At 32.7% G+C, this 12,015-nt stretch carries 10 protein-coding genes; 2 read left to right on the top strand and 8 right to left on the bottom strand.

All coding sequences use genetic code 11. The features are described from left to right. The 5 genes from MTT30_RS08620 to MTT30_RS08600 are packed head-to-tail and all read right to left on the bottom strand — an operon-like array spanning window position 1 to window position 5,944. Window positions 1-675, bottom strand: coding sequence for an AAA family ATPase (locus tag MTT30_RS08620; RefSeq protein ID WP_429801660.1), 675 nt, complete (start codon window positions 673-675; stop codon window positions 1-3). Beyond that, window positions 672-1,148: a three component ABC system middle component gene (locus MTT30_RS08615; RefSeq protein ID WP_429801659.1), complete on the bottom strand. Its 477-nt coding sequence runs from the start codon at window positions 1,146-1,148 to the stop codon at window positions 672-674. The genes MTT30_RS08620 and MTT30_RS08615 overlap by 4 nt, the downstream gene beginning before the upstream one ends. Continuing rightward, window positions 1,129-2,274, bottom strand: a complete 1,146-nt coding sequence (locus tag MTT30_RS08610) for a hypothetical protein (RefSeq protein ID WP_429801658.1) — start codon at window positions 2,272-2,274, stop codon at window positions 1,129-1,131. Before MTT30_RS08610 ends, MTT30_RS08615 begins: the two co-directional genes overlap by 20 nt. Continuing rightward, entirely contained in the window at window positions 2,274-3,593 is a 1,320-nt protein-coding gene (locus MTT30_RS08605) for a restriction endonuclease subunit S (RefSeq protein ID WP_429801657.1), read from the bottom strand. The genes MTT30_RS08610 and MTT30_RS08605 overlap by 1 nt, the downstream gene beginning before the upstream one ends. 2 nt (window positions 3,594-3,595) lie before the next feature. Continuing rightward, complete coding sequence (locus MTT30_RS08600; protein ID WP_429801656.1) at window positions 3,596-5,944, bottom strand: type I restriction-modification system subunit M; 2,349 nt, start codon at window positions 5,942-5,944, stop codon at window positions 3,596-3,598. Window positions 5,945-6,162: 218 nt separating this feature from the next. Here MTT30_RS08600 and MTT30_RS08595 point away from each other — a divergent pair, with 218 nt between their 5' ends. Both MTT30_RS08595 and MTT30_RS08590 read left to right on the top strand, forming a co-directional pair. Beyond that, the gene (locus MTT30_RS08595; RefSeq protein ID WP_369406596.1) at window positions 6,163-6,264 is read left to right on the top strand and encodes a type II toxin-antitoxin system RelE family toxin; all 102 of its coding nucleotides are present in this window, start codon (window positions 6,163-6,165) and stop codon (window positions 6,262-6,264) included. 386 nt (window positions 6,265-6,650) lie between these two features. Next, window positions 6,651-8,792: a tyrosine-type recombinase/integrase gene (locus MTT30_RS08590; RefSeq protein WP_429801655.1), complete on the top strand. Its 2,142-nt coding sequence runs from the start codon at window positions 6,651-6,653 to the stop codon at window positions 8,790-8,792. 416 nt (window positions 8,793-9,208) lie between these two features. Here the strand turns inward: MTT30_RS08590 and MTT30_RS08585 are convergent, their stop codons facing one another. From MTT30_RS08585 to MTT30_RS08575, 3 genes are all read right to left on the bottom strand, one after another. Beyond that, window positions 9,209-9,721, bottom strand: a complete 513-nt coding sequence (locus MTT30_RS08585) for a hypothetical protein (RefSeq protein ID WP_122863256.1) — start codon at window positions 9,719-9,721, stop codon at window positions 9,209-9,211. Between the two features lie 237 nt (window positions 9,722-9,958). Continuing rightward, window positions 9,959-11,032, bottom strand: a complete 1,074-nt coding sequence (locus tag MTT30_RS08580) for an ABC transporter substrate-binding protein (RefSeq protein WP_429801654.1) — start codon at window positions 11,030-11,032, stop codon at window positions 9,959-9,961. 17 nt (window positions 11,033-11,049) lie between these two features. Continuing rightward, the gene (locus tag MTT30_RS08575; protein WP_429801653.1) at window positions 11,050-11,997 is read right to left on the bottom strand and encodes an aldo/keto reductase; all 948 of its coding nucleotides are present in this window, start codon (window positions 11,995-11,997) and stop codon (window positions 11,050-11,052) included. Between the last annotated feature and the right edge of the window lie 18 nt (window positions 11,998-12,015).

The following is a 12,015-nucleotide window of genomic DNA, read 5'->3' as shown; positions in this document are numbered from 1 at the left end:
TTATAGCTTTTTTTCATTATCTAATTTTTTAAATTGTTTTTCACTATTAGCCAAATTTTGTTTTAATATATAATATTCTTGAGTAACAAATCCTACAAAAATTTTAAACTGATCGATAGTTTGTTCTCTCTTTTCATTTTCATCAAATCTATAAAATAACGAATGTTTGTTTGCTATTAAGTTTTGGTGTTGAATTAGGTAAGGAATAATATTTCTTACAGATGGTCGACCCTTCTTTTGTCCTGTGTATTGTGACACGCTTTTATCTTCATCTATATCATTTATATCAAGTCCAAAATAATGTCCTAAATTTACCTTAAAATCACTATTTGATATAAAAAATTTATTATCAAAATATTCCTTGTTAAGCACTTTTATATCTGGCAAATTTGATTCTTCTTTTAAAAATATTTTTTTATCATTTTCTTTTCTAGCCAAGACCAAGAATGTTTCTTTGATTGATAGAATTACAAAATATATATCCGCATTATCCGTAATAACTCCAGATGGAATGTTAAATTCGCTACTCCCCATACAATAATCAAATATCTCAATAATTGCGCTTTTGCCAGTTGAAGATTTGCCAGTAATTATATTTACACCTGTGGTAAATTGAACACTATGTATTTTGTCTTCTTTGTCAACCAGCCCAATATATTTGACATAACTTTTCATAACTCTTTAACCCACAGTTGTTTATAAATAGAAACCACATCCAAATTTTGAAAAATATTACAAAGCTTAGACGATGCTCTAAAGGCACTATCTAGACTTGCTATGCTATTTTTTTGCTCTTTTAAAAAAGCTACCGATAAATCATCGTTTAATTCCAACCATTTATTTTTAATGGCATATAAAATACATTGATTCGTAATCTCTTTGTATTCTTGAACTCTTTTGGGCAATCCATAAATATTTTCTCTTTTGCCTTTATCCTTACTATCTAAAAAAGTAAAAATGCTACTTGTTGTTCTCGAATTTTTAATTTTCTCCTGGCTAGTTTTGTGTAAAACCAATGGTAAAACCAAATATGATAATAATAAATTTTTAGGATTTGGCTTTAAATTTTGATAAAAAGCTACAAACAGTGGCGTAAAAACAAATATATTATTGTTGATCTTATAAACACTATCTACATATTTGCTCATCACTCACCTCTAGTTTCCAGACGATATTGTTTGGATTCTCGCTGTCATTTGCTAGCTCATGCAAAATACCATTTCGATACGATTTAGGCGTATCATTAAAATTATAAAAATTAGATGCCGCTTCGCCTGTTGTATCATTATAAAGTTTTTTGGACTTATTGATACGATTGCTAGAATTCACATCAAGCAAAGCATTCCTACGTTTTGCTTGAAAACTTTTAAGAAGTTCATCTTCATAATGCTTATACTCTTTTTGTGATATTTCATAGTTTTTTAGCTCCTCGTTAAGTATTGTCCTAGAATATATAAAATCACTTATAGCTTCACTTTTGACTTCGCAATAATCAATATTTTCTATTTTTTTCACAAATAAATAAGACTGATGCTCTTTTATAATATCATCTGTTATTGAAGGGGTTTCTATTTTTGGAAAAATTTTAGTTGTTGAGGTATATGTTTCTATTAAGGATTTAGTTTGCTTTCTGAAGTCTTTGTTTTTTATCTCCCATCCACCAGATGTAATTTCGGGTTTAATTATATAGCCAATAAGAGAATCTAAATATTCATCCTTTTTTTCTTCCAAAATTCCATCTGTTCTAGTTTCTTTTAGCTTCTTATACAAAACTTCATCATTATTGGCTTCGCTTTGAATTGTAAATTTCTCTAAAATTTCTAATAATTTATGATTTTTATCAGGCTTTAAAACATCATTTAGTAACTTTCGTGTTGAATCTGATTTCTTTTTTTGTTTATTAATTTTATTTGCTATTAAATTTAGTATCTGATATTTTTCGTCTTTATTTTTAGTATTCCAGTCAATAAATTTTGAAGACTTGCTAATTGTTTGTGTTGTTGATAAAATCAAATTTTTGTATTTAGTTGCTTTAAAATTATCATCTAGCCAATTTTTCAAAGTTTTCCAAACATTATGATCTAAATCTGTCAAATTCTTTTGATAATCTTTAACTTCGATTTGTATCCCGCTTGAACTCGTAACATCACCATATTTTTCAATCCAAACCGATTCGTCATCTTGCATTTCAAAACACTTTTCTAATGCAATTAGAAATTGATAAATTATAGGTTTAAATGTTTTTGTTGAATCATTGATTAAAATTTCGCTCATCATACGATCTTTACTTTCCCAGTTACTACGCTATCAATTAGTGACTCCTTATACTCTTTTAGACTTTTTATATACTCTTGCTCTAAATTTACTAATTTATCGATTTTGGATATCTTATTTTCTATGTATTCTACTATTTTTTCCTGCTCGTCTTTTGGGGGAAGCGGGATTAAAATATCACCAAATTTATCAAAATATAATCTTAATCGCATATCCATAATACCGCGAGAATATTTTTTCATTTCTTCTGAAAATACGTTTAATCTAAATAGTTCATGATAGAATTTTCCTATAATAGGTATCTTTGCTCTTAAAATATCATAAGCAGGACTTGTTACACCTTTATATTCAGAAAGCCCAATTGCACCCATCCATGCTAAAAGCTTATTTACAATAAAATCTCCCTTTTTTACCTTTAAGTATCCGTCTATTGTTGAAGCTTTATTTCCCTTTTCTATTAATTCACTTCTTGGTTTAACCCCTATATCTGTATATATTGAAAGTAACTTTTCTTTATTTCCTATTGGTGCAGGGTCTATTATTAGTTTAAAAATATTTTTAACTTTTCTTATCTCCCAATGGCTAGGAATTTCCCCGAGCCACTCTACGCCGCTGTCTTTAAATTTGGCATTTTTATTAAGTCCTTTGGTTACGGCGTTATTTATGATTATCTGTTTTTGCTCTTTTAGTAGTTCTATGAGTTTTACTTTCCCGCTTATCGCCGTATCTATTTTTACTATTTTCTCATCAAGATATGAAGCGATTTTTTCCTGCTCTTCTTTTGGCGGAATTACAACTTGTACATTTTTAAAAACATTTCTACCGATAATTTTTCTAGTAGTTCCTTTACCCAAACTAGAAAACTGACCAAGCACAAAATTATTATTGGTTAAATATTTTTTAAAACGATGTTCTATATATTCTTTATTAAAATGCAATCTTATAACATGATAAGAAAAAGATGTATTTTCAAGCTTTTCATCGACGAGAGCAGATAAACCTAAATCTTTATATGTTTCAGAACTTGGCAAAAAAATTAAATCCCCCTTTTGGACTAAATTTTTAATACGAATATTTTCAGGAGTTGTAACCTGTATGTATGGGATAGAATTATCCAATATATGTTTAGAATTTGAATAAATATCAGTAAAATTAATAATTTTTACAAATGGCTCTCTTTTTCTTATATTTTTATCAATACCACTTGAAGAAAAAAATCCAAGCACACCCAATCTAGCTATCTCCCAATGGCTAGGAATTTCCCCAAGCCACTCTACACCGCTGTTTTTATACGAATCATATCTTTTAAATTTATCCATAATCATTCGCCTAAAATTCCTTTGATAAGCCCGTCACTTAGCTTTTCAAGTTCTAAAATTTCGCTTGCCACCTCGTCTATGCTTCTCAGCGGTTTATGAGTGTAAAAATATCTATTAAAGCTTATCTCGTAGCCGATTTTAACGCTATCTATATTTATCCACGCGTCATTTACGTGCGGTTTTACCTCTTTTAAAAAGTAGTTCAAAATACTATCTTTTAGCGCGATATTTTCGCTATCTCTTAGATCGCTATCGCTTTCGTATTCGATGTATTCGTCTCTTTTCTCACCTTTAAAATAGCCAAAATTTTCAAGCTCATCGGCGCTACATCTTAGATGAGCGAGTAAATTTTCAAGCTTTTCTTTGTTTATTTTGCTTATCTTTTTTATCACTTTTGCAGCGCTTTCATCTTGCCACGAGACGGCGTTTAAGATAGTATTTATCTGCATTGCGGATAGCTTGATGTCTAGCTTTTTTATCGCTTTTGAAACTAGCTCTTTAAAGGCATTAAAATCGCTATATTCATCCGTACCGATCTCTTGTTTTAGCCTATTTGCGCTAGCAAATAAAATTTGGTGCTTTTGCCAAAGCTCTTTTGAGATAAGGGAGTTTTTTTGCTTTGCGTTTAGCTCTAGTTCCTCGGCTTCTAGGTACTTTTCTATCTCTTTTTTATGGTTGTGAAGCCCATTAAAGCACTCATCTTTAAATTTATCCAAGCACCATTTCATCGGCTCTTCTAAGCTTTTATCAAATTTTAAAGTCTTAATTAGCTCATCTTTAAACTGCGCTTTTAATCTTTTTGGGCGTTCGATATTTACTTTATAGTATCCAAAATCAGAGTTTGAAAAAATCTTAGATGAGATTTTTTTATCATCTACAAATTCGTCGCAAGTTTGGAAATTTTCGTAAATTTGCATGATCTTGGTGATATGTTTTGGTTCTAGCTCACAGTTTTTATCGCCTAAATTTTTCCTTAGCTTTGAGTATAGCTCGCTAGCGTCGATGAGCTGAGTTTTGCCCTGTCTGTGGGCTGGTTTGTTGTTTGAGAGTATCCAGATGTAGGTTGTTATGCCGGTGTTGTAGAAAAGATTATTTGGAAGCTGGATGATCGCATCTAGTAAATCATTTTCTATGATATATCGCCTGATATTACTCTCTCCGCCGCCTGCATCGCCTGTAAAAAGTGAACTACCGTTATGAACAGAGGCTATGTGGCTACCTAATTTGCTTATCAATGTAGGCTTTATCTTGTCTACCATTTCCATCAAAAACAAAAGCTGCCCGTCGCTGCTTCTTGGTGTGGCGTCACACTCACTGAAATTTCCCCAGTAGTCGCTAAGGCTCACGACAAATCTGCTATCTATTATCTTTTTGTCGTCTTTTATGTATCTTTGTTCGCTTGACCATGATTTGCCGTAAGGGGGATTTGAAAGCATAAAGTCAAATTTCATGCCGGCAAATTCATTGAGTGAGAGTGTGGAGCCGTTTTTGATATTTTCAGGGTCGTTGCCCTTTATCATCATGTCTGATTTGCATATGGCGTAGGTTTCGTCGTTTATTTCTTTGCCGTACAGATATACGTCGCTTTTAGCTCTTATCTCGCCGTTTTCGTCTTTGATAAAATTTTGAGACTCGGTTAGCATTCCGCCGCTTCCGCATGCGGGATCGTAGATGGTGATAACGGGCGGAATGGTATTTTTGATGGGGTTAAAGACGATATGCGTCATCAAATTTATAACTTCTCTAGGCGTGAAGTGCTCTCCTGCTTCTTCGTTGTTGTCTTCATTAAATTTTCTTATAAGTTCTTCATAAACGTATCCCATGCCAAGATTTGTAAGTGCAGGCAGTTTTTTGCCATCTGGATCAAGCGTCTCTTTGTCGGTTAAATTTATATATCGCGATGTAAATTTTTCCAAAACATCTAGCAATACGTCTTTGCTTGCCATGTGTTTTATCTGCGCTTTTAGTTTAAATTTGTCGATTATTTCTATAACGTTTTGGCTAAAGCCGTTTAGATACTCGGTAAAATTTGCCTCTAAAATAGCCGATGAGTTTGTCGCGGTGTTGTAGAGTTTTTGAAGCGTCCATTTGCTAGTGTTGTAAAAGACATAGCCACTCGCATCTTTTAGGCCGCTATCATCTAGCTCTTTAAGCCCGGCCGTGTTTATTTGAAAATCTATCTCGCTTAGCACGGCTTCTTTTGTGGGCTCTAAAAGTGCGTCAAGCCTTCTTAAAACGACCATAGGCAATATCACATCTCTATATTTGCCACGCTTGTAGACATCTCTTAAACAATCATCGGCGATCGACCAAATAAAACTAACTAATTTATTGTGCACTGCTTGGTTCATCGGTTAATCCTAAATTTGTATTTTGTAGAATATATTCTGCCCTAAAATAGATTTAAAAAACATATAAAATCATCTGTTTCCCAAAGCACTTTTTGTATATACTGTATTAGAATTAGCATTAACTTATGTGGCTCTAGAGATAATAAAAGAGTATCATCTAAGCAAAGCAGTAGATACTGCTCTAGCAAGTGATGAAAAACTAGTAAAAGTAAACATGGATGAGCTATGAGCTAGAATTTCCACCAAGCGCTTTAAAAGAGTGGCAAAAGCTTGACAATAGCATAAAAATACAGTTTAAAAAGAAGCCAAGTGATCACTAAAAAACCAAAAGGTTGCTAAAGGTCAGCTGCGAGACTATGAAGATGTCTACTTGAGGTAAAATTTTATCTAATCAGCAAAAATAAAAGCAAATTTATAGAAAGCATCTTGTAAAATAAATCTATCCTGAAAAAATGTACCGCTTTTTATAAAAACTGTACCATACTTTTAGGAAATTTTAAAGAAAGGGAAACTGCAAAAAGGGCAGTTAAAGTATCGATAAGTAGGACATCTATGGTGTCACGGGGGAGACTTGAACTCCCGACCTCCGGCTTATGAGGGTTTAAAAATAAACCTTGTGTAAGCACCAAAAAGACGGCACACAGCCAGTTTCACACTAGGTATCTGCTACATTTTGCTACAAAGTTATATTGCATATGCAACAAAGATGCAATATCTAGTCAAACGAAATGGCATATACTACTTTAGAGTAGCTATCCCACTATATTTGAGGCCTTATTTTGGTAATAAAACCGAATATATAACCTCCTTCCTCACAAAACGCTTTGATACAGCAAAAAATCGTGCTAAGATCTACTCTATAATTTTTAACGCGATCAAAAAGGCATGGAAGATGAATTTGAGCAGCGAACTTATAGAGCACTTGGTACTTATGCTTTTAAAAGCCAAGGAGGCCAAAAGTATCAAAGAGCATGATATGCTTGGCAGATATATAAATTTAGATGGACTACTATCACTAAATTTGTTTTTAAAACAGAGTTTAAAAGAAGATAGCTTGCCCAGCGCCATATCAAAAGAGGTTGATGATATCTGCAAAAAGCTATCTTGTACTGATTCTCACACCAAAAAGCTTCTTGGCAAAAGAGTGCTTGAAGCAACGATAGATAACATAAATCACATATCATATAAGATGTGCAAAAACCAAAAGCTACTAAATGATAAGCAACAGGCATTTGTGCCATTTGGCAAAAAGCACAAGAGTGTAAATTTAGGCAGTAAGAGCAAAGATAAGATAGCAGAGAGTATTAAAGAGGCTAACATAGATAGCTATCAAGACGACATAGAAGCTTTAAAAAAGCAGGATTTGGTGCTGCCTTTTACTAAAAAGTCTTTAAAGCACTCTGTTTGCGAGTTAAGAGATTCTATAAATGAGCTAGCTAAGCAAAAAGGCGCACTCACACAAAACGATATCCTAAGAATATTTGGTTGTGAGTTATTGCCAGATGGAGACAACGAGCTAAGTGATGATCTAAAATTTGGGTATGGAAATTTAAATGATCCTACCTTTGGTGGTCAGGTAAAGCTATACAAGGCAGATAAATATGAAGATAAGGGCATAGTTTTAAGTGACATTGAGGCTAAAGACCTTGCGATAGATGACACAAGCGATGCTAGTGGCATGACTTTCAATGAAGCTGTAAATTTCTTTCAAAAGCTCTTCTCAAATAGAGCTAAAAGTCTTAGATATAAACTAGACTCTTCTACTAAAAATGAGAGTAAAGCTAACTTGGTCACACTAAATAGCGCATTTGAAAACTATGTATCAAACACAAGCATTTCAAACAACTGGAGTGATAGCACATTTGGTCTTGTTAGACATGTAGGACGGCTAATGTCTATGAAATTTGGCGATGAGCTAGATATTAAAAAGATAAAAAGAGATGACTTGCTAAATTTTAGGAATGTCTTACTACAACTACCAACCAAACTCTCTCAAAATAGTCTCTATAAAGATAAAAGCTTAGATGAGATCATAGTTTTAGCAAAGGATAGACCAAAAATTTCTAAATCAACCATCAAGAAGTATATTGTTAGAGTTAGTGAGTTTTTTAAATACTGCTACGATAGTGACTATATAGATAAGAATCCAGCTATAGATCTGCAAATAAATATAAACCAAGATGACGTTACAAATAAAAACCCCTATGAAGATAGTGACGTAAACGCGCTTTTGGATATTGTGAGTAAGATTAGATCAAGTGGAGATACCAAAAGTCAAAGGATTAGCAAAGATGAGCTATTTTTCGTTACTCATATAGCAGCTTATTCTGGCATGAGACTAAATGAGATAATCCAGTTAAACACAGATGACATAGTTGAAAAATATAACATAGTATGCTTTAGTTTAAATACAAAAATAGATGTAAAAACAGGCAAGAGTAAGACTTTAAAGACTAGAAACTCTGTAAGAATAGTTCCTATCCATTCTAAGTTAAGTAGCATTGGGCTGTTTGAATTTATAGAGAGTAAAAAGAAGTTAGCTAGGAAATGCGGCAAAGCAGTTAGGCTATTTAGCTGTGATAATAAAGACTTTTCTGAGTATTTTAGAAAGAAGATCAATACTAAAGTTATAAAAGGTGGTGATAAAACAAGGACATTTCACTCATTTAGACATACTTTCATAAACAAGCTCATCCAAAGCGGCCAGAGGATTGAACATATAGCTGCTCTGGTAGGACACGAACAACAATACAAGATCACTATGAATACTTATGGCGAACCAGTAACTCCTAAAATTCTAAAGGATCTAGTTGAGGAGGTAAATTTTTATCAAGGAGGGGAAAGGTGAGCGTAGTAAAGATTGATTTATAATTTAAGGTTATTTAAGATTCTAAAATTATGCTTAATTTTATGATTTTTTAATATTTTGCTATATGTTATTTGATTTATCTTAAACGGATCGATAAACAACGAAAAACATAACCTAAACCAGCTTGCATCTGTATATATTGCATCTGCTATCAAAAAGCCATCTTGTATTTCATCTGGGCGAGGATACTTTTTGTCTAACAAGTCAGACAAAAGACCTCGTTAAGGATTATCCCTAAAACCCCATATTCATTATACAGCCTAAAAAATTACTGTATTTTGTTCCATAAGAACCAAACACTAATAACTCAAACGCATCTTTATTTTCAAAAAAATACCCTCCTTACTGGTTTGTCCAGTAAAGAGGGTACATATCAAAACCCTTCTCTTTTTCTTTTATAGAACTTTTGCGTTATATACTTCTTCGGGCTTAGCGGCCAATAGTCTTGCTGCCATATCTTTTTTCATCTGAATCAAAGTAGTCTCTTCTTCTTCACTTCTATCTTCTTTTCTTGATAATTCAATAAATTCTTTTAGTACAAAACCTGGCTTTATGGTTATAACAACTGTTTTATCTCTATACTTGAATTTAAAATAATATCTTCCATGGGGACTTTCTAAGACTTCTTCAGCTTCTTTTAAATTAATATCAACGGAAATTCTACCACCTGTTACGCATCTTGTTACCATTTCAAAAGCATCTAGCCCTCCCGGTCCCGGAAATGCTGTAATAAGATATATCTCTCTTCTTTCTAATAATTTCCCATCATCTAAAAGTGGAAAGGCTCTACTCATGACTTGAAATGCATGAGCTACTCCCCCGGGATAACCTACACCATGATAGTTTAGTAAATTATCAAAGCTATATTCTAATTCATGTCCTTTTTCTAATACTTTTATTTTATCCATGTTTCTTCCTTTCTTGTTAAAACTACTTCCTCAATATTGTAGCAACTTCATCATCTGATAATGTGTAATCATATGCATATTCAAAAAATTTCTTTAACTCTACTTCCATATCCATGTCTGAAAATAATTGTGGATACTGGATTTTTGCAGCCCATTTAACCATAAGCGGAGTTTCAACCCCGGGTGGATCCCACCTATACTTTTATTTTATCCATGTTTCTTCCTTTCTTGTTAAAACTACTTCCTCAATATTGTAGCAACTTCATCATCTGATAATTTGTAATCATATACATATTCAAAAAATTTCTTTAACTCTACTTCCATGTCCATATCTGAAAACAATTGTGGATACTGTATTTTTGCAGCCCATTTAACCATAAGCGGAGTTTCAACCCCAGGTGGATCCCATCTATAAACACCTATAGGAATTTTGTATACTTGTTTGTTAGCTACAGCTTTAATTGTTGACCAGTCTCTACCTTCCTGCTTATTTTCAAGAAAGTCTTCCGGCATTAAGTCTGAATGATTTCCTAAATAAATGATATCAGGGTTCCATAGCATCATTTGCTCCATATCCACTTCAGCTAATTTACCTTTAAGCTCGTGAGCCGGATTATAGGCTCCACTTGGTATCATCCAATGGTCGTATGATTTTACAGCTATTTTCATATCACTATAAAACTCTACAACTTTTGGTTTATCTTCATCTTTTATTTCAGCTAACTTTGATGCTACTTCATTAATTCCTTTGTCCATATATTCAACTAATAAGTCGCCACGTTCTTTCTTTTTAAGTACTTCAGATATTATTTTTATATTTTCTTTTATACTGTCAAATTCTGCCCTCTTTAAAGCTACTACCTTAAGTCCTGCCGCTTCCATTTTTTCAATTTCTTTCTCACTATTCAAATAAATAAACACTACATCCGGTTTTAGCTTCAATAACTCTTCCACGTTAACAACTGAGTCTTTTGAACACCATTTAGTATTCGCATTAGCTAGTTGTGGATACATGTTTTTTAAAACACTTTCTTCAAAAGCTTTAATAAAAGATGGGTTGCATCCTACAATTTTATCTGTCTTTCCATCAATTGCATATATTATAGACGGAAAAGGCTTGTCCACCGTTGCAATTCTTTCCGGTGTTTTTTCAAATTTAATCGTTTTTCCTCTAACATCAGTAACCGAGTATTCGCTTTCTTTTACCTCTTTAACTTCTTGCACTTGACTAGCTTCTTTTTCGCTGCCGCCATAAGCATTTAAAATTAATGCTAGTACTAAAAATAATAATAAACTAATCCTTCTTTTCATTTTTCCTCCTTTGAAAATTATACACTTAGTGGATAAACTCCAAACAAATCTGCAACTTCTTCTCTTAATATATGAGGTCTTTGTCTAAGAGCTTTGCCAACTTCTATCTTTCTTTCTAAATCAACTTGATTAATTCTTTCTTTTAATTTTCCTTCTTGTTCATTCCTTTCTTTAGCAGAGTAAGGTTCTTGATATAGGGTTTTAATAGCTTCATTAATTTCATCTTTTGAATTAAAGGTTCCCAGTATAGAATCTATAAAAGGAAAGGACAGAATATATGCATATGCCGCTTGAACCAAAGTTTGGTCTTCTTTTATACGAATAGCGTTAAATATATCTTCATAAAGCAACAAGTCTCCTGTTGCCAGCGGATTCATAGCTATTGTCCCTATATCTTTTTCATGAGTCTTCATTATTCCTTTTAATCTGTATTTGGAATTAATTATATTAAAGCCCTGTAAACTATAATCAAATTTATACTCCCCAATCATCTCAATTAGTTCTTTATTTTGTAAGTGTGAAGAAAAAGTAATATGCTTAATAAGTCCTTCTTCTCTTGCTTTTTCCATCTCTCTTATAGCTCCATAGTTTTTAGCTCCTCTCCATTCTTCAAAAGATTTTACACCCCAAAGACAAGTAAAGGAGTCAATACAACTTATTTCTAAATTCTTCAAAGAATTTTCAAGATTTTTTCGAAATGTTTTAGAATCTCCGGCATGTGTCTTTGACATAATATAAAATGGTTTTTTATGCTTCTTCATTTCTTTTATGGCTGCACCTAATATAAGTTCTGAACAATTGTTTCCATAAGTATCGCCGGTTTCAAAGAAATTTATTCCTTGTTTATATGCATAGAAGAAATTTTCTGCATGTTTATCTATATCTTGGGGATTCTTTAAGTGATGACTTCCCATAGATATTCTTGAAATTTGTATGCCTGTAGATCCTAATTTTCTATATTCCATTCATTAACCTCCTTCTAA

Source organism: Campylobacter concisus (assembly GCF_050447445.1).
Taxonomy (GTDB): domain Bacteria; phylum Campylobacterota; class Campylobacteria; order Campylobacterales; family Campylobacteraceae; genus Campylobacter_A; species Campylobacter_A concisus_BI.
This window is presented reverse-complemented; position numbering and strand designations above follow the sequence as displayed.